Origin of the sequence: Kribbella alba, assembly GCF_039529635.1 — a bacterium.
In the GTDB taxonomy this organism is placed as follows: domain Bacteria; phylum Actinomycetota; class Actinomycetes; order Propionibacteriales; family Kribbellaceae; genus Kribbella; species Kribbella alba.
Window position 1 is genome coordinate 1,734,076 of the sequence record NZ_BAAANE010000004.1, and the last position, 23,648, is coordinate 1,757,723.

Sequence of the window (23,648 nt, forward strand, 5' to 3'; positions counted from 1 at the left end):
GAGTTCAGATGACTTCGATCCGCGTAGCGATCGTCGGTGTCGGCAACTGCGCCAGCTCGCTCGTCCAGGGCGTGCACTACTACCGCGACGCGAAGCCCGAAGAGCGCGTCCCCGGCCTGATGCATGTCCAGTTCGGCGACTACCACGTCCGCGACGTCGAGTTCGTCGCCGCGTTCGACGTGGACGGCAAGAAGGTCGGCCTCGACCTCGCCGACGCGATCGGCGCCAGCGAGAACAACACGATCAAGATCTGCGACGTGCCGCCGAGCGGTGTCACCGTGCAGCGCGGCCACACCCTGGACGGCCTCGGCAAGTACTACCGCGAGACCATCACCGAGTCCGACGCCGCGCCGGTCGACATCGTCGCCGCGCTGCGCGAGGCTCGCGTCGACGTCCTGGTCTGCTACCTGCCGGTCGGCTCCGAGCAGGCCGCGAAGTTCTACGCCCAGTGCGCGATCGACGCGAAGGTCGCCTTCGTCAACGCGCTGCCCGTCTTCATCGCCGGCACCAAGGAGTGGGCCGACAAGTTCACCGAGGCGGGCGTGCCGATCGTCGGCGACGACATCAAGTCGCAGATCGGCGCCACCATCACGCACCGGGTGCTGGCCAAGCTGTTCGAGGACCGCGGCGTCACCGTCGACCGGACCTACCAGCTGAATGTCGGCGGCAACATGGACTTCAAGAACATGCTGGAGCGCGACCGGCTGGAGTCCAAGAAGATCAGCAAGACCCAGTCCGTCACCTCGCAGTTGGTCAACGACATCGACCCGCGCAACGTGCACATCGGCCCGTCGGACTACGTGGCCTGGCTGGACGACCGCAAGTGGGCCTTCATCCGGCTCGAGGGCCGCAACTTCGGCGACGTGCCGCTGTCGCTGGAGTACAAGCTCGAGGTCTGGGACTCGCCGAACTCGGCCGGCATCATCATCGACGCGATCCGCGCGGTGAAGATCGCCAAGGACCGCGGCATCGGCGGCCCGATCCTGTCGGCTTCGTCGTACTTCATGAAGTCGCCGCCGGAGCAGTACGCCGACGACGTCTGCCGCGACCTGGTGGAGAAGTTCATCAAGGGCGAGGTCGAGCGCTGATCTGCTCGCGCTGATCCCCCGGCGCTGATCTGCTCGCGCTGATCTGCTGGTCCCCGCAGCCGGACACCCGGCTGCGGGGGCGCTGGGTCTCCTGCCCGCGTACCAAGGCTGCCGGCACCTCGCCGACCTGCTCAGCTCGCGCTAAATTTCCTCCGTGCGACTTCACGTGGGCTGCGCGATGTGGACCCACGCGCCTTGGAACGGCTCGCTCCTCCCCCACCCGCTGCCACCCGCGGGACGACTGCGCGCGTACGCGAGTTGGTGCAATGCGGTCGAGGGCAACACGACCTTCTACGCGACGCCTGCGCGAAGCACCGTCGAGACCTGGGCCGCGCAGACCGATCCGGACTTCCGGCTCGTGGTCAAGCTGCCGCGGACGATCAGCCACGAACGCCGTCTCACCGGCGTCGACGACGAACTCCGGACGTTCCTGACGGCGATGGAGCCGCTCGGCCCGCGGAACCACGCGTTCTGGATCCAACTGCCGGGCTCGTTCGCATCAACCGACCTCGGCACGTTGGCCGCCTTCCTGCAGCGGCTGCCTCGCGCACACCGGTACGCCGTCGAGGTTCGCCATCCCGCGTTCTTCTCCGAGGAGCGGTCCGCCCGCCTGCTCGAACAGGTCCTCGGCCGCGTCGAGGCCGAGTGGATTCCCTTCGACACCGTGACTCTCTTCGATCGCCCTGCGACCAGCTACGCCGAACGCGACGCGTGGATGAAGAAGCCGCGGGTGCTCCGCCGGTCACACGCGCTCACCAAGTATCCGATCGTCCGCTACATCGGGCGGGATGATGTGGAACTCACGATCAACGGCTGGGACTACCTGGTGGCCGCGGTCGTCGACTGGCTGCAGGAAGGTCGCTCGCCCACCGTCTTTCTCCACACCCCCGACAACGTCGAGGCGCTGACGCTCGCTCGCCGCTTCCATGCGGACGTTCACGCCCGGTTGCCCGAGCTCGAGCCGCTCCCCGAGCCTCTGCCGGCGCAGCCACCCACTCTCTTCTGACTTATCCACAGGCGGGAAATCCGCGCCTGAACCGAGGCTCGATCTCCATATGTTCTCCGCTGAGCAACCACTCACGGGAGGACACCGATGGACCACGAGAACCCTCAGCCGAGCGAGCAGCGCGTCCACGCCGAATGGCTGATCGCCGAGCTACGGCGACGCGCGGCTGACTCCGCCGATCCAACAGATCAGACCGACCTGCGCCGATCAGCGGACTCCCTCGTCCGCCTGGCGACAGCCCTCCGCGGATGACCACCACCGACGAGGTGCAGGCCGCCCTCCACCAACTCAACTCCGCCCGGTACGCCGGGGCCGGCGCGACGGGGCATCCGCCTAGCTCGCTCGCAGAGTTCCTGGAAGGCCATGCGCGGGCGGCCGTGCAGCTCAGCGGCGCGGGCGAGACCGCCTGGAGCGGCCAGGTGATCGAGGCGGGCGAGGGGATCCTCGGTGTGGCGCACTGGGACGGGACCCTCCACCTGGACCGCGAGTGCATCCTCGAGCCGCTGCGCGAGATGTACAGCCGGGCGGGTGAGCCGCAGTCCGACGCAGCGCTGGTTCGGTATCGCGACGCACTCGTCACGGTGCTCCATGAACAATCGCACTTCCTGGGACCAGCGGGGAGCACTCAGGAGGCTGCACGAATCGCCTTCAAGAAGCCTGGTGGACGCGCGCTGGAAGAGGGTGTGGCGGAGCTGTGGGCCCAGGACCACCTGGATGCCTATCTGGACCGGCTCGGCATTCACGAGGCTGCTCCCGGCATCTCTGGGGTGCGGAGCGAGCCCTCCTACCAAGCGTTCGCGCCCGCCGTGCGCGTGCTGACCACCGACCTCGACCGGCGCGCAGGACTGCCGCCGGGCGAGGTGCTGAACGCCCTCAACCGGCAAACCGCCGAAGGACAGTGGAACCTCGTCGTCGACCTGGCCTACAAGTCGAGCCGCCTCCCGGAGCTCGTGCCGCCCGACCGCGAACAAGCAGTGCGTCTCCGCCTCGAGACAACCCTGCGCGAATCCTTCTCCAGCCTCGCCCACTTCCAAGGCCTCTCCAGAGAATTCGCCGCGACCCACTCAAGGGCCATCGGCGACCGAACGGTGAAACTACTCACCCGCGAAATCATCGCCGCAGAAGCCTCCTTCCAATCCAACTCCTCCCTCGACCTCCAAGCCCACGCCACCCAGTCCCCACCAACCCTCGCCCCACAGTCCCCGTCCCTCACGACAGCACCGAACTCGCTCGCCACACCACCCGCCGCCGCCCTCATCACACCGGCCGCACCACCCGGCTCCCTCGCCACACCACCCGCCGGCGCCACCACGCCGTCCGCCTCTACTCCGTCGGCCGCACCACCCGGCTCCCTCGCCACACCATCCGCGGGCGTCACTACTCCGGCCGACTCACTGGCCGCACCACCCGGCTCCCTCGCCACACCATCCGCAGGCGCCACCACACCGGCCGCCTCTTCAAGTCCGCCGGCCGCGCCCCTCACACCATCAGCATCAGCATCAGCATCAGCATCAGCATCAGCATCAGCTCATGCTCCCGCGACTGCTCCAGCTCGTGCGCATGCGACACCGGCTGATTGCCCTGCGACTGCGCCCGCACATGATGCGGCGAGTCTCGCTGGCTCAGCGGAGGCGGCGACGAGGGCGGCCGCTCACCAGGCGTTGTCAGGAGTCGCCCCGCCGGACCCGTCGGCTGCTACGAATCGGCTTGACGTTTCGGCGCGGTCACGGGTTCAACAGTCAGCCCAGCGAGCCGCCGACCACGCGGACGGGCGAACGCTCCGTTGACCTACGGCTGGCCCTGGCCGTACGGAACCCGAACGTCAAATGCGACCAGCCAGCCCCCAGGCGGGACTCCGCGGCTCCAATCCCGTCCACTCTGCACCACCTCCACGGCGGGGCAAACGTGCCCGGTTTGCCGATTCAGCACCATCAACGAGCAGACCCACCAGCCGCAGCGGCTGCGGTTGGTGGGCCGGGCCAGTTCGGGCCTGCGGTTGGTCAACCCGCCAGTGGATGACCAACCGCAGGGGCTCAGGTGGGGTTGATGGCGAGGGTGTAGACGCCGCGGCTGCCGTAGGTGGAGTAGCCGGTGTTGAGGGGGTTGCCATAGCCGACGTTGTCGACGCGCAGGTAGTAGGTGCCGGGCTGCAGGGTGGTGCTGACGCTCGCGCCCAGGCCGGTTGGGGTGCCGGCGTCGCTCTGTCCGGAGGCGGGGTCTGCGGAGGTGACGACTGCACCTGCGCTGTTGAGCAGGTCCAGCTTGATGTCGAGGTTGCCGCCGAGCGCGGCAGCGTTGGCCGTTGCGGTGTAGTTGCCTGCAGCACCGACATCGACGCGGTAGACGTCCACATCCGACTCGGCGGCGATCACACCCGAGGCGGTTGCGCTGACGGCGAGGGTGGCGGCGGCGCCAGTGGTGTCACCGACCTCGTCGGCGCGCAGTGCCAGGCCGTGCGTGCCGATGACGCTGTAGTCGTCCTCGGTGTTGTTCGCGCCGGAGTACTCGCCCTTGCTCCATTGGCTGATCCCGCGGTAGTAGCCGACGCCCATGATCGGCGCCCAGGAACCGTGACCCTCGTAGTACCCGACGGAAGCGGTGCCGTCGTGACCGAGGCCGACGTTGTGGCCGGCCTCGTGGGATGCGGCCTCGGCCAGGTTCTTCGCGCCGGTGCCGACGCCGCGGGTGAACACCAGCGCCGGCTGATAGTAGTCGTGCTGACCGGAGTTGTCGTAGACGCCGATGTAGGCGACACCGCCGCAGCCGCACCCGGATTGGTACCAGGTGTCGGGGTCGATCAGCACGCGGGTGCCGTACTGCTGGTCGCTCGCATTCGTCCGGTTGATCGCGTCCTGGGACGGCTGCTGAGTGGTGACGTCGACATCGAAGGCGGCGTAGTCCTCCGCGACCCGCGCCCACACTTCGTGAACAACGTCCTGCTCGGCGGTGCTGAACGTCGCCGGGTTCCCGTCCGTGTCGTACGGCGAGACGTTGACCGGGTCGATCCCCTTGCTCGCGTTCCATGCGGTGCCGGTGATCCTGTGCCCGTCGAAGTCGAGGTAGATCACCCGGTTCGAGCCCGGCTTGCTGTGCAACTCGAAGGCGGGACCGTCGGCGGCGGTAACGGCATCGGTGGCCCAGCGCGGCGAGACCTCCGGCGCTTTCTGAGTCTCGGTCAGCCCTGGCTCACGGAAGAACAGCCGGCCGTTCGCGTCGAGCCAGCTGGTCTTGTCCGTGGCGAGCGTGTCGCGCAACTTCTGTTCGGACAGGCCGTTGCGCTGGGCAACTTCTGTCAGTCGGGACTGAACCTTCGACAGCGCTGCCTGACCCTGGGTGGGCTGGCCGAGCAACTGATCGATCGGTGGCTGTCGAGCGTCGGCCTGGGTGCCGGCGGCAACCGCCAGCGCTCCGATCACGACGGCGCCGGCACACGCGAGTGCACAGGTACGGCGGAACTTGCTTTGCATCTGGAATCCTCCTCAAGGATTCCCCCCAACCTCACTGTTGTTTCCCCCGCGACCCGAGCCACTGCCCCTACCAGAACCGGCAGTGACCCGGGCAAACTCTGTGCGAACCGCGAACCGCGAACCGCCAATCCGGAGCCGCGACCCCGCGGCTGGTCCCGGCAGACCTACTAGCCGGCAGTGACGCGCACGGTGTACGCGCCGCGGCTGCCGTACGTCGAGTAGCCGGTGTTGAGCGGGCTGCCGTAGCCCGTGTTCTCCACCCGGAGGTAGTACCGTCCGGCCGCGACCTGCTGTTGCAGGCTCGCGCTCAGACCGGTAGGCGTAGCGGAGTTCGACTGTCCGGCGGCTGGGTCGGCTGTGGCGACGACGGAGCCGGCCGAGTTCAGCAACTGGAGCTTGATGTCCAGGTCTGCGCCGCTGGCTGCCGAGTTGGCAGCGAAGGTGAACGTGCCGGCCGAAAGGTCGATCCGGAAGGTGTCCACGTCCGAGTCGCTCGCGTAGACACCGCTGGTGGTTGCTCCGAGGGTGATAGCAGTGGCGTCGGTCGTCCCGTTGCCGTGGTCGTCGGCGCGCAGGGCGAGGCCGTTCTGGCCGACGACCGCGAAATCGTCTTCCTTGTTGTTGGCATCGGTGTACTCGCCCTTGCTCCACTGGCTGATCGCCTTGGAGTAGCCGACGCCCATGATCGGTGCCCAGGCGCCGTGGCCTGAGTAGTAGCCGACCGACGAGGTGCCGTCGTGGCTCAGTCCGACGTTGTGGCCGGCCTCGTGCGACGCCGCCTCCGCGATGTTCTTCGCACCGGTGCCGACGCCCTTCGTGAAGACCAGCGCGGGCTGGTAGTACGAGTGCTGGCTGGTGTTGTCGTACACCCCGACATACGCGACGCCACCGCAGCTGCAGCCGGACTGGTACCAGGTGGTCGGGTCGATCACGACGCGTGTGCCGTACTGCTGGTCGGACGAGTTCGAGCGAGTGATCGCCGACTCCGCCGGCGCCTGCGTGGTCACGTCGACGTCGAACGGCGCGTAGTCCTCGGCCACCCGGGCCCACACGTCCCGCACGACGTCCTGCTCGGCCGTGCTCCAGTTGCTGGTGTTGCCGTCGGTGTCGTACGCGGTGATGTTGACCGTTGCCGGCTTGCCGTTCGTGTTCCACGCCGTCCCGGAGATCGTGTGACCGTCGAAGTCCAGGTAGATCACCCGGTTCGAGCCGGGTTTGCTGTGCAACTCGAAGGCCGGGCCGACCGCGGCGGAGGCAGCCTGCTTGGACACCTTCGGGGCAACTGCGGCACCAGCCGACCTCTCCTTCGCGGTGGCGACCGGCTCGCGGTAGAACAGCTTGCCGTCCTTGTCGAGCCAGCTGGTCTTGTCGGTGGCCAGGATCCGCTGCAGCTGCTGCTCCGCGATTCCGTTCCGCTCAGCCAGTTCGGCGAGTCGCGGCTGGAGCTTGCCCAGCGCGGCCTTACCTTGGATCGGCTGACCAAGCAGCTGGTCCAGCGGGGCCGGGGACGGACCCTGTTGGGCGTCTGCCTGGTTGCCGGCCACGACGGCCAGCGCTCCGAACAGAACTGCACCGGTGCCGACGAGCGCACCGGTTCGGCGGAACCTGCTCTGCATCTGGGGTCCTCCTCAGGGACTCCTGGCGTCCCGTCGGCGGTACTGCGGGGGCGATGGGGCGTGCAACATCGCTGACCGGGGCGCTTGCCTCACTTCTGGTGCGCATGCGCGCACTCTGCGTAGAGTGCCCCACCGGTTGCCCCGCTGTATACATTTTCCCGCGGAATTTACCTTCCGCGGCCACCTTCCACGCCCGGCCGGCCCCCTTGCAGCGCGGCGCCAGCGTGTGACCCAGGACACATTGATCGAAATGTCGAATCCCGCCGCGACCGACCGACGCCAGATCGAAGGCGCCAGATCGAAAGGCGCAGTACGGACGAACCGAGCCTCGGGTGACACCGGGCAGCGAATGGAGACGACTCATGAAGCTCACCTTGCACACCTTCCTCACTCTCGACGGCGTCATGCAGGGGCCCGGTGGGTTCGAGGAGGACCGCAGCGGCGGGTTCGACCGCGGCGGCTGGCTCGTTCCGCACGTCGACCAGGACTTCGGCGAGATCGTCGACGGCTGGTTCGCGAAGGCCGAGGCGACCCTGCTCGGCCGCTCCACGTACGCGATGATGCAGGCGTACTGGTCGCAGGTCACCGACCCGGACAACCGGGTGGCGACCGTGCTGAACACGTTCCCGAAGTACGTCGCGACCTCGACGCCACTCGAGCCGGAGTGGGGCGACAGCACGGTGCTGTCGGGCGATGTCATCAAGCAGGTCCAGGAACTGAAGGACAAGCCGGGCGGCGAACTGCAGGTCCACGGCTCCTGCGGACTCGCCCGATCCCTGCACGAAGCCGGACTGATCGACGAGTACCGGCTGCTGACCTTCCCCGTCGTTGTCGGCAAGGGCAAGCGCCTGTTCACCGACGGCGCCACGCCCTCGGGTCTCACCGTCAACGAAACCCGGGTCACGAGCACCGGCGTCAGCTACGCGACCCTGACCCCGGCCCCCTTCAGCACCGGAACGGTCAACGTCGAAGACGGCAAGGAAACCGTCTGAGCGACCCAGCCGCCGCCTGCCGCTGCGGTTGCGTCCGAGGCACCGTAGGGCGGGACCCTCGGTTCTTCGGACGCAACGCACCTCACAGGGCAGCGCACCTCACAGGAGCAGGACCTGGCGGATCGGGCTGCCGGCGGCGAGTGCATCGAAGGCTTCGTTGAGGTCGTCCAGCCCCACGGTCGAAGTCAGGAGTCGGTCGACCGGGAGCCGTCCGGCTTGGTAGAGGGCGATGTAGCGAGGGATGTCACGGGAGGGAATGGCCGAGCCCAGGTAAGACCCCTTGAGGGTCCGCTCTTCAGCCACCAGGCTGACCGCGGGGATGCTCAAGGTCTGCGAGGGATGCGGCAGGCCCACAGTCACGGTGGTTCCACCTCGGCGGGTTGCGGCATAGGCCTGGCCGAGAACGGCCGCGCTTCCGACAGTTTCGAAGGCATAGTGAGCGCCGCCGCCCGTTGCCTCACGGACAGCGTCGACCACATCGTTGTCGCGGGCATCGATCGCGGCGGTCGCGCCGAGCGAGCGAGCCAGTTCGAGCTTCTCCGGTACGACGTCCACCGCGACGAGTGGATGTGCCCCCGCCAGCACAGCCCCGAGGAGCGCCGACAACCCGACGCCGCCGAGTCCGAAGACGACAGCGCTCTGGCCCGCCCGCACCCGCGCGGTGTTCACGACAGCCCCGACCCCGGTCATCACCGCACAACCGAACAGCGCGGCGATCTCCGGCGGCAGCGACGGGTCGATCTTCACCGCCGAACGCGCGGAGACCACCGCGTGATCCGCGAATCCCGAGACGCCGAGATGGTGGTAAACCCCGTCCAGCCGACGCGCGCCACTGAGCAGAGTCCCAGCGCTGTTGGCGGCAGCACCTGGTTCGCAGAGCGCTGCGCGTCCTTCCGCACAATGGCCACAGGCGCCGCAAGCGGGGACGAAGGCGAAGCCGACCGTGTCGCCCGGTGCGAACCCGTCGGCCTCCGACCGGACCACCTCGCCGGTCGCCTCGTGGCCGAGCAGCATCGGCATCACCCGCGGTCGCGAGCCGTCGATCACGGACAGGTCCGAATGGCACAACCCGGCCGCGCGGACCCGAACGAGCAGCTCCCCCGGCCCCGGCGGAGCCAGCTCGAGCTCTTCGATCCGCAGCGGCCGCGACTCGGCGTACGGGCTGGGAAGTCCCATCTCACGCAGTACTGCGCCTCGGACGATCATCCGGCGATTCCTTCCAGCGCCGCGCGGATCCGGTCGGGCACCGGCACCGGGCGGCGGTCGGTCCGGTCCACGAAGACATGCACGAACCGGCCGGTCGCCGCCGGGACCGCGGAACCGGACCGGAACAGACCGATCTCGTAGTGCACGCTGGAGTTGCCGACCTTCGACACCCGCAACCCGGCGTCGACCGTCTCGGGGAACGCGAGCGACTGCTTGAAGCTGCACTGCGACTCGACACACAGCCCGATCACGTCGCCGCCGTGATGTCGAGCTCGCCGGCACGGATCAGGAAGTCGTTGATGACGGTGTCGAAGAAGCTGTAGTACTCGACGTTGTTGACGTGCCCGTAGACGTCGTTGTCCTTCCAGCGCGTGGTGATCGCGAGGAAATGCGGATAGGAGGTCCGGTCCATCGGCCCACCATAAGGTGCTGGGTAGGACTGGGTACCAGGAGTGAGCCCGCGCGCCGGACGGGAACCCGACACGCACAACCTACGGTCGCGTAACTTACGGTACCGTAGGGTGAAGGGAAGCTGCCTGGCTCTACAGGCCACTTGGTGTGCCGCCCCGAGGCGCACCGTGCAGAGGCATTTTGGAGGCCCGCGATGACCGACGAACTGGTGACGAACCTGTTGCACGAGCTGGAACCCGTCGTCGAGGAGAACCTCGAGCGCCATCTCGCCATCACCAAGAACTGGAATCCGCACGACTACGTGCCGTGGAGCGAGGGGCGTGACTTCGCCTTCCTCGGTGGTGAGGACTGGGCGCCGGAGCAGTCGCGGCTGGACCCGGTCGCCAAGGTCGCGATGATCACCAACCTGCTGACCGAGGACAACCTGCCCTCGTACCACCGCGAGATCGCCACCCAGTTCGGGCTCGACGGGCCCTGGGGCACCTGGGTCGGCCGGTGGACCGCGGAGGAGGGCCGGCACGGGATCGCGCTGCGCGACTACCTGGTGGTCACCCGCGGCGTCGACCCGGTCGAGCTGGAAGTGGCCCGGATGGCGCACATGACCGCGGGTCACGTGGTCGACAAGAACATGCTCGAGGCGATCGCGTACGTCAGCTTCCAGGAACTGGCCACCCGTGTCTCGCACCGCAACACCGGCAAGGCCACCGGCTGCCCGATCGCGGACCAGTTGCTCGCCCGGATCGCGACCGACGAGAACCTGCACATGATCTTCTACCGCAACCTGGTCGCCGCCGCGTTCGAGAGCGCGCCGAACGAGACCATGCAGGCAGTCACCAACGAGGTGCGCAACTTCTCCATGCCCGGCGCCACGATGGAGGGCTTCGCGCGGAACTCGGTGACGATCGCGAAGGCCGGCATCTACGACCTGCGCTTGCACCACGACGAGGTGGTCGCGCCGATCCTGCGGATGTGGAAGGTCTTCGAGCGCGACGACCTGAGCGGTGACGGCGCCAAGGCTCGTGATGAGCTCGCCGAGTTCATGACCGCCCTCGACGCCCAGGCCAGTCGCTTCGTGGAGCAACGCGCCCGCCTGCTCGAACGCCAGGCCACCCGCGCCACCAACTGATCGACGCCCGTACTGCGTGGCGCCCCGCCCGGCGCCACAATCCAGAAGCCTCGCGGCGGTCGCTCACTTGTCGAAGTGAGCGGAGCCGTAGCGGCGAGCCGACGCGTCTTGCTGAGCCAGTCTGCGAAGGGCCAGCAAGACAGGGCCGCCGAGGGCAGTGACGACGACGGCTGCCTCGACTGTCCGAGCGCGGTCGTCGGCAGGCAGGTGGGCGACGTCCGCATCGGCGACCTGCTTGGCAGCCGCCGCGTAGGACTCCAACAGCTCGTCATCCAGGTGGTATCCCAGCTTCTCCAAGGCGTCGAGAGCCCCCGCCAGCAGCGCCCGATCCGGCGACCCGGAATGCACCCGCCACCCATGGTTCGCCACGAGTTGGTCGACCCGCTGCAGGGATTCAGGGCTCGCCGGCACAGCGTCCGGGATCAGCGCGCCATGAGCCGCGCCGAGCACCTCGTGCAGTTCGCTGGATTCCTCGTCGACCTCAGCCAGTACGCCGCGGACGCGAGCCAGGCTCAACCCACCCGCCCCCACCAGCGCGCGGATCAGCCGCAGCCGGCGGACGTGCGACTCGTCGTACCGGGCTCGGGTGGCGCCGACGGCCTGGCCCGCGGGCAGCAAGCCCTCGCGCAGGTAGTACTTGATCGTTGCCACCGGCACCTCGGTCCGGCTCGACAATTCAGCGATCCACATCCACGCTCTCCTCTTGACTTTTGGAGAGTATCACTTTCCAATATTGGGGAGTAGAACTATCTAAATCAGGAGGAGTGGACCATGAGCATCGTCGAGGGCCGTCAGACAGCGGCGTACGAGAAGGATCTGGTGGTCTTCCTGATCGGGATGCGGGTCAACTCGTTGCGTGCGTGGCGCCAGTGGATCCCCGTGTCGAAGGCGATGGGTCCGATGCTTCGTGAGCTTCTGGCGGATCCGGAGAGCGGTCTGCTCGGCTTCCGCACGTTCCCCGGGCTGCGTAGCGTCACGATGATCCAGTACTGGGAGTCCACGGAGAAGCTGCAGGCGTTCGCCAACGACACGCAGCGCACCCACCGCCCGGCCTGGACCGAGTTCTACAAGCACGCCTACAAAGGCAGCAACGTGGGGATCTGGCACGAGACCTACGTGGTCCCGGCCGGTAGTGCCGAGACGATCTACGCGAACATGCCGCTGCTGGGACTCGGCAAGGTCTCGGGTGTCGAGCCGGTGAACCAGCGCGGCCGCACCGCAGCGGAGCGCCTCAGCAAGCAGTAGGCCGCCGCGGAGAGCGGTGGTTACAGTGCACGCGTGCAGTTCATCCGGGATCTCGGCAGGCTGCTGAGGCGTGGGGACTTCCGTCGGCTGTTCGCCGTCCGGTTGACCTCGCAGTTCGGCGACGGCGTGTTCCAGGTGGCGCTCGCGTCGTACGTGCTGTTCTCGCCGGAGCGCGCTCCGGACGCCGCTGCCATCGCCGGGCTGTTCGCCGTCGCCCTGCTGCCGTACTCCGTGCTTGGTCCGTTCACCGGTGTTCTGCTCGACCGCTGGTCCCGCCGGCAGATCCTCTTCGGCGCGAACCTCACCCGGGCCGCGCTGGTCCTGGTGATCGGCCTGATCGTTGCCCTCGACAACGCTGGGATCCCGTTCTACCTGGCCGTGCTGCTGACCCTCGGGGTCAACCGCTTCCTGCTGTCCGGCCTGTCCGCGGGGCTCCCGCACGTGGTGGATCGCGACGAGCTGGTGATGGCGAACGCGGTGACCCCGACGTCAGGGACCGCGTTCTTCCTGGTCGGCGGCGGGTTCGGCGCCGTCGTGAAACTGCTGCTCGACTCCGACCTGGCTGTCCTCGGTATGACGGCAGTCGTCTACCTGACGGCGGCTCTGCTCGCCTTGCGCCTGGGCCGCAACCAGCTCGGGCCGGATCTGACCGGCGCGGAACCAGGCGTACTGGAGGCGATCCGCGGTATCGCGGGCGGCTTGATCGACGGCGGCCGGCACCTGAGGGAGCGGCGTCAACCGGCGCTCGGACTGGCCGCGATCGGTTCGCTGAGGTTCTTCTTCGGGCTCGTGACGGTCGCGACGATCCTGCTCTACCGGAACAAGTTCTACGGACCGGATGAGCTGGACGAAGCCTTCGGGGCGCTCGCGATCGCAACCGGCGCGATCGGCGCAGGCCTCTTCCTCGCCGCGCTGGTGACGCCCTGGGCGACCAGGGTGCTGACGCTACGCAGATGGATCACCGTGCTCTTCGTGGCCGCCGCGGTGGTGACGGCGATCCCGGGCGGGCTCTACACGCAGCCGGCGGTCCTGGTGGCGGGCTTCCTGACCGGGTTCTGCGCGCAGGGTGTGAAGATCAGCGTCGACACCCTCGTCCAGACCGGCGTCGACGACGTCTATCGGGGTCGCGTCTTCTCGCTCTACGACATGATCTTCAACGTCGGGCAGGTCTCGGCCGCCGCGCTCGGCGCCGTGATCCTGCCCGACGATGGGAAGTCCTACCCGGTCCTGACCTTCGTCGTCCTCGGCTTCGCCCTGACCGCTGTCATCTACTCCCGGCTGTCAGCCGGCGAGCCGGTCCCAGCTCATTGAGTCCTGTCCACTAGGTCCCGCGCAATGCGGTGATGGGCTGGATGGCGGAGGCCTTCCAGGCCGGGTAGGTGCCGGCGACCAGACCGATGAAGGCGCCGAGGAACGGCGAGCCGAGCGCCAGCCTGTTGTCCAGGATCGGCGTCCAGTCGCGGCCCCAGGAGACGCCGACCGTGAGCAGCACGCCGGCAGCCGTCCCCAACAAGCCACCGAGGAAGCCCACGATCACGCTCTCCACCAAGAACTGCACAGCGACGTGCCGCCGAGCCGCTCCCAGCGCCCGGCGCAAGCCGATCTCGGAGACTCGTTCCAGCACCGACAGCAGCGTCACATTGGCGATTCCCAACCCACCGACCAACAGGGCGACCGCACCCAACAGCAGGAACAGCGCGTTCAGGTCGGACTGGACGCCCCGCCGGACCCCGCCTTGAGCCGGCGGCGCGTCGACCTTCAGCGCGCTCGGGTTGTTCGGGTCGATCGCGACCGGCGCCTGCCTGCCGATCAGCTGAGCCGCACCCACCTGCGTGCGGATCTCCAGCGCGTCCGGTGCCGCCAGGTCGTACGCCGTCTTCGCCGTGCCGTTCGGCATGATCACCGCGTCCAGCAGTTCGGCCCGACCGCTGACCGAGTCGAGGATGCCGATCACCGTGTACGCCTGGTCGCCGATGAAGATCGCAGGCTGCGACTCGACCCGGTTGATGCCGAGCCGTTCGGCCGCGTGCTTGCCCAGGACCACGACCCGGTCGGCGCGTGCGTCATGGCCGGAGTCGAAGAAGCGCCCCGTCCGCAGAACCGACCGAACCGCGTCGAACAATCCGGCCGACCCCGCCATCACGGTCAGCGCATGCCCGTTCCGCTGGCTGTCCAGCCCGGCCACACTGCGGACCAGGTCATCGCCGACCGCGAGCGTGCTGACCGTTCCGGCCGCCTCGACTCCGTTCAACCGCGAGATCCGCTCCGGCGCATCCCACGGCAACTCCGTCGCCGCCTCCCCGCTCTGTCCACCCTTGTCATCAGGCTGTACTACGACCCGCGTGGCGGCGGCGAGGTCGAACCGCTGGGTGATCTGGCCGTTCGCGGTCTGCCCGAGCCCGACGGTCCCGACCAGTGCGGCGACGCCGAGCACCGTGCCGAGGGTGGTGAGGATCAACCTCGTGGGACGTGCGGCCACACCCGCGAGCGCCTCGTCGAGGAGATCCCGCACCGCCGGCCCCCGCTTCAACCGCCGCTTCCGGTCGGTCCGCGCCAACGCGCCGGCCGGCCCAAGTACACGAGCCGCCCGCCGCGAGGAACCGCGCGAGCCGGCGGTACGGCGTACGAGGGCAGCGAGCAGCAACCGCAGCCGCGTCACCACTGGAGGGTTCCGTCGACGATGCGGACCTGCCGCTGAGCCCGTTGGCTGACGTGGTCGTCGTGGGTGATCACGGCCAGCGTCATCCCCTCGTGGTGCAGTTCGTCGAACACTTCGAGGATCGCCTCCGCGTTGACAGTGTCGAGGTTGCCGGTCGGTTCGTCCGCAAGGAGCAGACTGGGCTCTGCGACGAGCGCCCGGGCGATCGCGACGCGTTGGCGTTCACCACCGGAGAGCGTGGTCGGTGCGAAGTCCATCCGATGCGCCAGGCCGACGCGTTGCAGAGCCGTTCGGGCCCGGGCCAGACGTTCCTGCCGCGGCACCCCGACGTACACCATCGAGAGCGCGACGTTCTCCAGCACCGTGCGGTGATCGAGCAGGTGGAACGACTGGAAGACGAACCCGATCCGCTCACCCCGCAGTACTGCGCGGCGTCGCTCCCTCAGACTGGAGGTGTCGACGCCGTCGAGCCGGTAGACGCCACCCGTCGGGTTGTCGAGCAACCCCAGCAGATGCAGCAAGGTGGACTTGCCCGAGCCGGACGGGCCGACGATGGACAGGTACTCCCCCTGGCCGATGGTCAGGTCGACCTCTCGGATCGCCTGCACCTCGGGCGGTCCGGGGAAGAACCGGCGGACGCCGATCATCTCCACGACCGGCGCGGGCAGGGCCACTGCTGTCGCGGTCATTTCCCGACCACCACTTGATCGCCCTCGCTCAACTTGGTGTCACCCGTCGGGCTGACCTGCGCATAACCGTCTGCCGAGAGCCCGACCGTGACCGCGATCAGCTCGACCTTGCCGTCGCGCAGTACTTCGACGCGCGAGCTTCCGTCGGGTCCCGCGGACAGCGCAGCGATCGGTACCGCCAGGACCTTGCCGTTGGTGCTCTTCACCGGGATGGTGACGCGGACGTTCGCCTCGCGGAGCCGCTCCAGCTGAGCCGGGGTCAGCGACTTGGGCGCGACCACCACGTCGTACTGGTCGGCGTTGCGGGTGATCCGGCGGACCGTCGCCTGCACGATCGTGCCGTCGCCGAGGTCGAAGCTCGCGGCCATCCCGGCCTTCAGCCGCTCCTTCGTCTGCGCGTCCACCTTGATGGTGACCACCAGTGAGGCGCCGCTGACGGACATCACCACGCCGTTGACGGTGCCGCCGCGCTCAACCTTCACGTCGTCGACCCGACGCGGCAGCGTCTTCACGAACACCACCTCGGACACCGGCAGCGGCGTACCGGCCTTGAACCGCGCTTCGGCCAACGCGCTTTCGGCGTCGTCGAGGTTCGCCTGCGCATCATCGACCGCGCCCTGCTGGACCGAGGTATCGCCTTTGCCGGGGCCCGCCTTGGCCTGCCTGAGCGCAGCCTGCGCCTGGCGGAGCGCGTTCTTCATCCCGTCGACATTCTTCTTCTCGCTATCCACCGCCTGCGTGAGCCGCTCGTCCGCCGTCGGCGCGTCGTATCCTGCCGACTCGTAGAGCTTCTCGATGGCAGCCGCTGTCCCGCTGTCGTACTTGCTGTCAACCGTGCCCGGGTCGAAGCCCAGCCGGTTGAGCGTCTGCTCGAGCTGGAGCACGTCCGGCCCCTTGCTGCCCGGCGAGAGTGTTCGATACATCGGCAGTACTCCGGCCAGCCCGATCACCGGACGGCCGGTGATCTCCAGCAGCGCCTTCCCCTCGCGAATGGTGGAACCGACCGTCGGCACCTTCCCGGTCACGATGGCCGCGGTCTGGAGTCCGCTCGTCTCGACCCGGAGGTTGACCGCCCCGTCGAAGGACGTGTCACCCCGGGCGACCACCTTGCTGGAGAGCGCCTTCTTCTCCACCGGCACGGTGATCTGGGATGCCTTCGGTGCCGCGGTCTTGGCCGCCGCGTCCTCCGGCGAGGTGATCCGGCTGCCCGCGGCGACCCCCACCCCCAGTGAGAGCGTCGCCACCGCGGACACCCCGACCAGGACCCGCCGGCGGGACTTGGGCGAAGCGCTCACCGCTGCGCCATTCCGTCGCGGTACGCCTCGAGCTCAGCCTTGTTGGCGGTGACGAACTCCTTCTCCAACTCGTACTGCGCCTTCTTGTACGCCTCGTCGTACCCCTTCGCCTTGCAGGCCTGGTCGGCCTTGGCGAGCTCGATCTCGAACTTCCGCAGGTCGGCCAGCTTCTGCGAGTCGACCTTGTCGAAGGACGGCGGTCCGGAGAAGGTGGCCTTGCCGGGCGTCTTGCTGGTGTTGTTCTGGCCGGTCAGTTCGTCTAGCTTCTGCTGGACCTTCTGCCGCGCCTCCTCGGGCTTCTTGAAGCCGGCGTGCCCGGCATCGGCCAGGCAGTCGGACCAGGCGGTGGTGGCGTCGACGACCCGCTGGTCGGCGAGGATCCGCTTCTGCAGCGCATCGAGGTCCTTGAAGAGCGACTCGTACTTGCTGAAGGTATCGGCCTTGTTCGACGCTGCCGAGCCGTAGACCTCATCGGCCGCCTTGCCCCGGCAGCCCATGTCCACCTTTGCGTTGCCCACCTTGTCGGCAGGCATGGCAATGGGGCCGTTGCCGTTGGCGAACTGCCCGTTCAACGCCTTGTCATAGGCCTTCTTCGCCGTGGCCGACAGGGCGTTGCGGATCGCCGTGTTGGGGTTGCTGGTGTCGTCCGCTCCCGGTTTGGCCCAGTCGATCGTGCTGATGCCGTAGCCGTACTGCGCGGCGAACTTGTCCGGCGGCAGGTTGAACGCGTCGTCGAACTTGGACTTCGGGTTCGACTCGGGCGGCACCGCGACATAGCGGAAACCGGCAGTCTCCATGCATTTGGCGGTCGAGTCCTCGACCTTGCGCTGCTTGGCCAGCTCCTCCTCCGACGACCCCTGCCCGCCCGCCCGGACGGTCATCTGCATGCCGCCGCCGGTGCTCATCTTGAACCCCTCGCCCATGTACTCCGCGAGTGGGCTCTTGTCGGCGCTGTCGTTCGTGCTCGTCGCGACGGGGTCGTTCGTGGTCCCGCAGCCGGCGAGAGCCAAGACGGCGACCAGAGCGAAAGCTTTGCGTGAGGTTCTCATGGAGGTCTTCATGGCATGTGAGCGTGCCGCCGAGGCTGTGAAGAAGCTGTGAAGGACCGGTCAGCGCCCGATGCTCTCAGCCGATCTTCATCGGATTCTCATCTCCACCTGTCATCTTCAGGTCATGCCAGCCCGGATCCTCGTCGCCGAAGACGACCGGAAGCAGGCGGAGCTGATCCGGCGCTATCTCGAACGAGAGGGCCACCTCACCGTCGTGGTGCACGACGGACGGGCCGCCATCGACGAGGCCCGCCGGCGCAGCCCCGACCTGCTCGTGCTCGACGTGATGATGCCGAAGGTCGACGGCCTGGACGTCTGCCGCGTGCTGAGAGCGGGCAGCGGTGCCGACGGTGGCGTGCCGATCATCATGCTGACCGCGCGCTCCACCGAGGACGACCTGCTGCTCGGCCTGGATCTGGGCGCGGACGACTACCTGACCAAGCCCTACAACCCGCGCGAACTGGTGGCCCGGGTCAGGACGGTGCTCCGGCGTACGCAGAGCCGTGCGGAGGGCGAGGTGTACCGGGTCGGTGCGCTGGAGATCGACCCGACGCGGCACGAGGTCCACCTGGACGGCGAACTGGTCGACGTCACGCCGGCCGAGTTCAAGATCCTCGCCTGTCTGGCCGCCTCACCCGGCCGCGCGTTCTCCCGGCAGCAACTGCTCGAGCACGCGTTCGGGTTCGACCACTACGTGTTCGACCGGACGATCGACGTCCACGTGATGAACCTGCGCAAGAAGATCGAGCCCGTGCCCACCGACCCGGCGTACCTGAAGACCGTGTACGGCGTGGGCTACAAGCTGGCCGACAAGGTGCCGGACAAGGTGGTGGCTCCCGATGCGTCGTAGCGTCCTGCTCAGGTTCCTCGGGCTGTCCCTCGCGGTGGCGCTCGGCGCCGTGATCGCCACGGCCGTGATCGCCACCTACAGCACGTCGGAGAAGTTGCAGGGCGAGATCGACGCGAACACCTCACAACTGCAGGTCGACGGAGACATCTACTCCCAACTGTCTTCCTACGCCGCCGACCACAGGACCTGGTCCGGCGTGGACAAGCTGGTGCGGACCCTGGCCGACAAGACCGGACGGCGAATCGCGCTGACCGAGCCCGACGGCACCATGATCGCCGACTCGGCTCGCGTCCTCGGCGCCGGCCCGGATCTCCCCTCGGTGCCGGCGGCAAGAATCGATGCGCGGAACTCGGGGATGGCCGGCGGCGCGTTGTCCATCAGCTCCGTCAAGGCCACCGCGGCCTCGAAGGTTGCCATCGGCAAGGTGGTGAACACCGCGGTGATGTTCGGCTCGCAGGACTGGGGCCTGACCGATGCCGAGCGGCAGCAGCGGGAGGCGCTCGCGAACCAGGCGGTGGACTGCTATCGCAAGAAGGGCATGAACGTCACCGTCGCGACCAGCATGGACGGCGGACCTCAGCTGGCCTACGAGGTGCCACAACTGGTGAGCGGGGGTGCGGTGATGGACGTCCCGAAGCCGGGAACCCAGGGCAAGGACACCTGCCTTCCACCCGGGCTCTACGCACCCAGCGCGAAGGCCGTCACGGTCAACCAGGACGAGGTCCGACGAGCCAGCGCCTGTCTGACCGCGGCGGATGAGCCGTACTCGGTCAGCTTCGGCAAGCCCGAAGGCCTACAGATCGTCACCCCGAAGGACACCCAGAGCCAGAGCCCACCGACCCCGACCTTCGTCAACTGCACGGCCCAGGCACACTCAGCCGCCCTCGCGCCGTACGTCGCGCCCGAGGCACGGCTCTACCTCGGCGCCAAGAGCACCTTCAACGTCTTCTCGGGCGAAGGACTCCTCCGTACTGCGGCCACGGCGCTCGGCGTGCTCCTCGTCGCGGCCCTGGTGATGGCCTTCGCCGGGCGGCGCCTGGTGCGGCCGATCCTGGCCCTGACCGGCGCGGCGCAGCGGATGACGAACGGCGATCACGCGGCGCGGGTTCCAGTCACCGGGCGGGACGAGGTGGCGAGGCTCGGCCACGCGTTCAACGCGATGGCCGAGTCGGTCCAACTCAACGACGTCCAGCGGAAGGCCATGGTGAGCGATGTCGCGCACGAGCTCCGGACTCCGCTCGCCAACATCAAGGGATACCTGCTCGCCTCGGAAGACGGGGTCGTACCGCTGGACCAGGCTCTGGTGACCTCGTTGCTGGAGGAGGCTGGGCTGCTGGAACGCCTGGTCGTCGACCTGCAGGATCTCGCGCTCGCCGATGCCGGGATGTTGCGACTCCACCCGGCACCACGCGACCTGTCCGAGCTCGCCGAGCAGGTGGTGTCGGCGCATGGCCCGGCCGCCGAAACAGCCGGCGTCTCCCTGCGGGCCGAGGTGGTCGGGGTGGCACCGGCCATGGTGGACGGCGCCCGGATCCGGCAGGCGCTGGGAAATCTGGTGTCGAACGCGATCCGCTTCACCGAGTCGGGCGGCCAGGTGCTGGTCGGCGTACGCCGGGTCGGTGACAGCTACAACCTCACGGTCACGGACAACGGCTCCGGGATCGCGGCCGAGCATCTACCGCACCTCTTCGACCGCTTCTACCGGGTCGAACACTCGCGCAGCCGCACCACCGGCGGCAGCGGACTCGGCCTGGCGATCACGAAACACCTGGTGGAAGCGCACCGGGGCACCATCACCGCCACCAGCACGCCGGGAGAAGGCTCCACCTTCACCATCCACCTGCCCGCGCGGTAGTACGCGGGTCATGCCGGGCGGCAGTTCCCGCCTGTCGCCCGGCGCCCCGCGACCTAGACTGCGGCAATGGCCGGCCGGAAAGCCCGCGTGGCGGACGTACATGAAGTGGCGCTGGGGATGCCGCACGTCACGGTCGCGTCAGGCAGCAAGGAGAACCCCGTCTACCAGGTCGGCGGGAAGTCGTTCGTCTTCTTCCGAACCCCGCGCCCGGACGCCTTCGATGCCGAAACCGGCGAGCGCTACAGCGATGTGATCGTCATCTGGGTGGAGTCCGAGGAGGACAAACTCGCTCTGGTGTCGGACGAATCCAACCCCTTCTTCACGACGCCCCACTTCGACGGGCACCTGTCGGTATTGGTCCGCGCCAGCCGCCTCCCCGAACTTTCCCGCCAGGAACTGACCGAGGTCATCCAGGACGCTTGGCTCTCCCGCGCCTCCACCCGCCGCGCCACCGACTGGCTCCAAGCCCACCGCCTCACCTGACCCCTCCACCCTTGCGTCCGAAAAGGCGAGGGGCCTGCCCCACGGTTACTCGGACGCAACGCTTCCAGCCGGGCTGAAGTCCAGCCTGCGTCCGAACAGACGAGGGGCCCGCCCCACACCCCCTCGGACGCAACACCTCCAGCCACCGAGGCGAAGTCCAGCCTGCGTCCGAACAGACGAAGGGCGTGCCCCGCCGTTGTTCGGACGCAACGCGTCTTCAGGTCAGCGGGGCGAGGGCGCGGGCGGTGTCGAGGAGGTCTGTGCCGGTGGGGAGGGCGGCGATGATGGGGGTGTCGAGGCCGTTGGCGACGTAGGCGTTGATCTGGGCGCGGCAGTCGGCGGCTGTGCCGTGGACGATCAGGTCGTCGATGACGGAGACGGGTACCGCGGCCATCGCGGCGTTCTTGTCACCGGCCGCCCAGGCGTCCCGCATCTCCTTCATCGCCTCGCCCCGACCGAGCCAGTCGTGAAACGCCGCATACCCCGGCACGGTCAGATAGGTCGCGATCAGGAACCGCCCGATGTTGCGTGCCATCTCCGCGTCCTCGGTCACACAGACAAAGATCCGCGCGGCCAACTCCTTCTCGTCACCGAGCTCGGCGCGCACCTGCCGCACATCCGCTGCAGACAACCAGTTGGTGATCGCCCCGTCGGCTTCGCGCGCGGCCAGTCGCAGCATCTGCGGACGCAACGCGGCCACCATGATCGCAGGCGGGATCTCGGGCGCCTTCTCCAGCCGGAACCGCTTGATCGTGAAGCTGTCGAACTCACCGTCCACCTTCTCCCCGGCCAGCGCTTGGCGAAGGAAGCGCAGTACGTCGCGGGTGCGGGCGAGCGGCGGGTCGTAGGCGATGCCGTTCCAGCCGGTCACGATCGTCTCCGACGACGCCCCGATGCCGAGCACGAACCGGCCCTGCGCGAGGTCCGCGAGCGCGGCGGCACTCATCGCGAGCGCGGCAGGCCCCCGCGTGTGCACGGGTACGACGGCTGTCCCCAACCGCAACTGGTCGTCCCACTCGGAGGCAAGGACCAACGGGGTGAAGGCGTCGGCGCCCGCGACCTCGGCCGACCAGAGATCGGTGTATCCCAGCGACGGCAGCTCCGAGATCAGCTGCCGGTGATCCCGCAGTGGAACCCCGGTGAGCGGAACCGTCAGACCCCAGCGCATCTCAGACCATCCTCTTCAGCAACGGCAGCGGCGCGAACCGCAGCACTCTCGCGAGCGGCGCCCACGGCCAGGGCGGCACGAACGCCTTGGTCTTCTCCGCCTCGATCGCCGCAACCATCGCGCGGACGCCGGGCACGGTGTCGACGATCAGCGGCGTGTTCGACACCTTCTCGTTCAGCTCGGACCGGATGTAGCCCGGGTAGATCGCGCTCACCTTGATCGGCTTGCCGAGCAGTTCCAGCTGGAGGCCTTCCGCGAGCGTCGCGACCGCCGCTTTCGTGGCGGCATAGGTGGTCACGGTTTTCGGCAGCCCCCGGACCGCGGCAACCGAGGAGATGAACACCAGGTGCCCGGCGTTCTTCGCCCGGAACAGCTCCATCGCCGCCTCGGCCTGCGCCAGGGCCGCGATGAAATTCGTCTGCGCGGTCTCGAGGTTCGCGTCGAAGCGGCCGGTGCCGAGCGGAGCGCCTTTGCCGATGCCCGCGTTCACGATGATCCGGTCGAGCCCACCGTCGAGTTCGGCGTCGGCCGCGCGGAACACCTTGAATACCTGCTCGTGATCGTTGACGTCGAGCTTGTGGACAACGACCTGGAGACCAGGATGGGCCGTGATCAGCTCGTCCCGCAGGGTCTTGAGCCGTTCCTCCCGGCGCGCGGTCAACGCGAGGTTGTGGCCCTTCGCGGCGAACTGCCGGGCCATCTCCGCGCCGAGTCCCGCACTCCCGCCGGTGATCAGGATGTTGCGTCGCATAACCAGCCCTATCTGTAGGAGAGCAAGTCGGTGCCCTCGAGATACGCGTGTTCGTTGTAGCTGATGACGGTCAGGCCGCTGCGCCCGGACACGAGCTTGGTGATCGCGGTGTTGATAGTGACGGGGTTCAGCTTGAGCCACAGTCCGTCGTCGCCGGCCAGCAACCGCCCGACGATGGCCGCGATCGGACCACCCGACGTGAACACGACAGCGGTCTCCCCCTTGCCCAGTCGATCCGCAGTACGGCGTACGGCGTCTTCCGAGCGTTGGCAGAACGCAGTGAAGGTCTCGGTGTAGCCGTCGCCGTCGCTGCGGGTCCATCGTTCGGTCGCTGCGGTGAACATCTCCTGGAAGGCGCGCGCCGGGTGACCTGTCCGGGCGAGATCGGCGAGCAGGACCGCGCGACGTCTATAGGCCGGCTTGTGCGCCACGATCACCTGGTCGTGGTCGAACTCGTTGAACCCCTCGTCCACGCTCACCGACAGATCAGGGCCGGCAGCCGCCAGCGCGATCTCCGCCGTCCGGGCATGCCGCTGCATCGCACCCGTGATCACCACCTCCGGCTTCACTCCCTGCGCGGCCAACGCCTGCCCGAGCCGCTCGGCCTGCTGCTCACCCTGCGGCGAGAGCCGGTCGTAGTCACTGCGGCCGAACGACGCCTGCGCATGCCGGATCAGGTAGATCGCGGCCAC

Annotated in this window: 24 protein-coding genes; 11 read left to right on the top strand and 13 right to left on the bottom strand. The window is 68.2% G+C overall.

Translation table 11 applies throughout. The features are described 5' to 3' along the window. Positions 1 to 8 precede the first annotated feature (8 nt). The 4 genes from ABD210_RS15110 to ABD210_RS15125 all read left to right on the top strand — a co-directional run bounded on the left by ABD210_RS15110 (position 9) and on the right by ABD210_RS15125 (position 3,881). Positions 9 to 1,088 (top strand): inositol-3-phosphate synthase, encoded by a 1,080-nt coding sequence (locus ABD210_RS15110; RefSeq protein ID WP_344111971.1) that lies wholly within the window; start codon positions 9 to 11, stop codon positions 1,086 to 1,088. A gap of 154 nt (positions 1,089 to 1,242) precedes the next feature. Continuing rightward, entirely contained in the window at positions 1,243 to 2,094 is an 852-nt protein-coding gene (locus tag ABD210_RS15115) for a DUF72 domain-containing protein (protein WP_344111972.1), read from the top strand. 87 nt (positions 2,095 to 2,181) lie between these two features. Next, positions 2,182 to 2,346, top strand: a complete 165-nt coding sequence (locus tag ABD210_RS15120) for a hypothetical protein (protein ID WP_344111973.1) — start codon at positions 2,182 to 2,184, stop codon at positions 2,344 to 2,346. After that, the gene (locus ABD210_RS15125; RefSeq protein ID WP_344111974.1) at positions 2,343 to 3,881 is read left to right on the top strand and encodes a hypothetical protein; all 1,539 of its coding nucleotides are present in this window, start codon (positions 2,343 to 2,345) and stop codon (positions 3,879 to 3,881) included. The genes ABD210_RS15120 and ABD210_RS15125 overlap by 4 nt, the downstream gene beginning before the upstream one ends. Before the next feature lie 246 nt (positions 3,882 to 4,127). Here the strand turns inward: ABD210_RS15125 and ABD210_RS15130 are convergent, their stop codons facing one another. Further along, positions 4,128 to 5,561 carry a pre-peptidase C-terminal domain-containing protein gene (locus ABD210_RS15130; RefSeq protein WP_344111975.1) on the bottom strand — a complete coding sequence of 478 codons (1,434 nt, stop codon included), beginning with the start codon at positions 5,559 to 5,561 and terminating at the stop codon, positions 4,128 to 4,130. A gap of 167 nt (positions 5,562 to 5,728) precedes the next feature. Further along, on the bottom strand, positions 5,729 to 7,177 hold the full coding sequence (locus tag ABD210_RS15135; RefSeq protein ID WP_344111976.1) for a pre-peptidase C-terminal domain-containing protein: 1,449 nt from the start codon (positions 7,175 to 7,177) through the stop codon (positions 5,729 to 5,731). A 362-nt stretch (positions 7,178 to 7,539) separates the two neighbouring features. On the opposite strand from ABD210_RS15135, the gene ABD210_RS15140 reads away from it, so the two are divergent. Next, positions 7,540 to 8,169, top strand: a complete 630-nt coding sequence (locus ABD210_RS15140; RefSeq protein WP_344111977.1) for a dihydrofolate reductase family protein — start codon at positions 7,540 to 7,542, stop codon at positions 8,167 to 8,169. 99 nt (positions 8,170 to 8,268) lie between these two features. Here the strand turns inward: ABD210_RS15140 and ABD210_RS15145 are convergent, their stop codons facing one another. The 3 genes from ABD210_RS15145 to ABD210_RS15155 are packed head-to-tail and all read right to left on the bottom strand — an operon-like array spanning position 8,269 to position 9,787. Continuing rightward, positions 8,269 to 9,375, bottom strand: coding sequence for a zinc-dependent alcohol dehydrogenase family protein (locus tag ABD210_RS15145; protein WP_344111978.1), 1,107 nt, complete (start codon positions 9,373 to 9,375; stop codon positions 8,269 to 8,271). Then, positions 9,372 to 9,626: an acyl-CoA thioesterase gene (locus ABD210_RS15150; protein WP_344111980.1), complete on the bottom strand. Its 255-nt coding sequence runs from the start codon at positions 9,624 to 9,626 to the stop codon at positions 9,372 to 9,374. The genes ABD210_RS15145 and ABD210_RS15150 overlap by 4 nt, the downstream gene beginning before the upstream one ends. Continuing rightward, positions 9,623 to 9,787: an acyl-CoA thioesterase gene (locus ABD210_RS15155; RefSeq protein WP_344111982.1), complete on the bottom strand. Its 165-nt coding sequence runs from the start codon at positions 9,785 to 9,787 to the stop codon at positions 9,623 to 9,625. Before ABD210_RS15155 ends, ABD210_RS15150 begins: the two co-directional genes overlap by 4 nt. Before the next feature lie 192 nt (positions 9,788 to 9,979). Here ABD210_RS15155 and ABD210_RS15160 point away from each other — a divergent pair, with 192 nt between their 5' ends. Further along, positions 9,980 to 10,912: an acyl-ACP desaturase gene (locus ABD210_RS15160; protein ID WP_344111983.1), complete on the top strand. Its 933-nt coding sequence runs from the start codon at positions 9,980 to 9,982 to the stop codon at positions 10,910 to 10,912. A gap of 63 nt (positions 10,913 to 10,975) precedes the next feature. Here the strand turns inward: ABD210_RS15160 and ABD210_RS15165 are convergent, their stop codons facing one another. Beyond that, positions 10,976 to 11,602: a MerR family transcriptional regulator gene (locus ABD210_RS15165; RefSeq protein WP_344111985.1), complete on the bottom strand. Its 627-nt coding sequence runs from the start codon at positions 11,600 to 11,602 to the stop codon at positions 10,976 to 10,978. A gap of 81 nt (positions 11,603 to 11,683) precedes the next feature. Here ABD210_RS15165 and ABD210_RS15170 point away from each other — a divergent pair, with 81 nt between their 5' ends. After that, positions 11,684 to 12,157: a DUF4188 domain-containing protein gene (locus ABD210_RS15170; protein ID WP_344111986.1), complete on the top strand. Its 474-nt coding sequence runs from the start codon at positions 11,684 to 11,686 to the stop codon at positions 12,155 to 12,157. A gap of 33 nt (positions 12,158 to 12,190) precedes the next feature. Beyond that, a complete protein-coding gene (locus tag ABD210_RS15175; protein ID WP_344111989.1) occupies positions 12,191 to 13,468 on the top strand; it encodes an MFS transporter in 1,278 nt (425 codons plus the stop codon). 10 nt (positions 13,469 to 13,478) lie between these two features. On the opposite strand, the gene ABD210_RS15180 is transcribed toward ABD210_RS15175, so the two are convergent. From ABD210_RS15180 to ABD210_RS15195, 4 genes are read right to left on the bottom strand one after another with little or no spacing between them, the layout of a single operon-like run. Continuing rightward, the gene (locus tag ABD210_RS15180; protein ID WP_344111991.1) at positions 13,479 to 14,816 is read right to left on the bottom strand and encodes an ABC transporter permease; all 1,338 of its coding nucleotides are present in this window, start codon (positions 14,814 to 14,816) and stop codon (positions 13,479 to 13,481) included. Further along, positions 14,813 to 15,505, bottom strand: coding sequence for an ABC transporter ATP-binding protein (locus ABD210_RS15185; RefSeq protein ID WP_344111992.1), 693 nt, complete (start codon positions 15,503 to 15,505; stop codon positions 14,813 to 14,815). The genes ABD210_RS15180 and ABD210_RS15185 overlap by 4 nt, the downstream gene beginning before the upstream one ends. After that, complete coding sequence (locus ABD210_RS15190; RefSeq protein WP_344111993.1) at positions 15,502 to 16,800, bottom strand: peptidoglycan-binding protein; 1,299 nt, start codon at positions 16,798 to 16,800, stop codon at positions 15,502 to 15,504. Before ABD210_RS15190 ends, ABD210_RS15185 begins: the two co-directional genes overlap by 4 nt. Then, complete coding sequence (locus ABD210_RS15195; RefSeq protein ID WP_344111994.1) at positions 16,797 to 17,849, bottom strand: hypothetical protein; 1,053 nt, start codon at positions 17,847 to 17,849, stop codon at positions 16,797 to 16,799. The genes ABD210_RS15190 and ABD210_RS15195 overlap by 4 nt, the downstream gene beginning before the upstream one ends. Before the next feature lie 124 nt (positions 17,850 to 17,973). On the opposite strand from ABD210_RS15195, the gene ABD210_RS15200 reads away from it, so the two are divergent. The 3 genes from ABD210_RS15200 to ABD210_RS15210 all read left to right on the top strand — a co-directional run bounded on the left by ABD210_RS15200 (position 17,974) and on the right by ABD210_RS15210 (position 21,037). After that, the gene (locus ABD210_RS15200) at positions 17,974 to 18,699 is read left to right on the top strand and encodes a response regulator transcription factor (RefSeq protein ID WP_344111995.1); all 726 of its coding nucleotides are present in this window, start codon (positions 17,974 to 17,976) and stop codon (positions 18,697 to 18,699) included. Next, a complete protein-coding gene (locus ABD210_RS15205) occupies positions 18,689 to 20,554 on the top strand; it encodes a sensor histidine kinase (RefSeq protein ID WP_344111996.1) in 1,866 nt (621 codons plus the stop codon). The genes ABD210_RS15200 and ABD210_RS15205 overlap by 11 nt, the downstream gene beginning before the upstream one ends. Positions 20,555 to 20,620: 66 nt before the next feature. Next, entirely contained in the window at positions 20,621 to 21,037 is a 417-nt protein-coding gene (locus ABD210_RS15210) for an MmcQ/YjbR family DNA-binding protein (RefSeq protein ID WP_344111997.1), read from the top strand. A 217-nt stretch (positions 21,038 to 21,254) separates the two neighbouring features. Here ABD210_RS15210 and ABD210_RS15215 read toward each other — a convergent pair whose 3' ends face one another. Genes ABD210_RS15215 through ABD210_RS15225 form a run of 3 tightly spaced genes read right to left on the bottom strand, consistent with a single transcriptional unit; the run spans position 21,255 to position 23,648 of the window. Further along, positions 21,255 to 22,205: an LLM class F420-dependent oxidoreductase gene (locus ABD210_RS15215; RefSeq protein WP_344111999.1), complete on the bottom strand. Its 951-nt coding sequence runs from the start codon at positions 22,203 to 22,205 to the stop codon at positions 21,255 to 21,257. Position 22,206: 1 nt separating this feature from the next. Beyond that, complete coding sequence (locus ABD210_RS15220) at positions 22,207 to 22,956, bottom strand: SDR family oxidoreductase (RefSeq protein WP_344112000.1); 750 nt, start codon at positions 22,954 to 22,956, stop codon at positions 22,207 to 22,209. Positions 22,957 to 22,964: 8 nt separating this feature from the next. Beyond that, positions 22,965 to 23,648 (bottom strand): histidine phosphatase family protein, encoded by a 684-nt coding sequence (locus ABD210_RS15225; RefSeq protein WP_344112001.1) that lies wholly within the window; start codon positions 23,646 to 23,648, stop codon positions 22,965 to 22,967.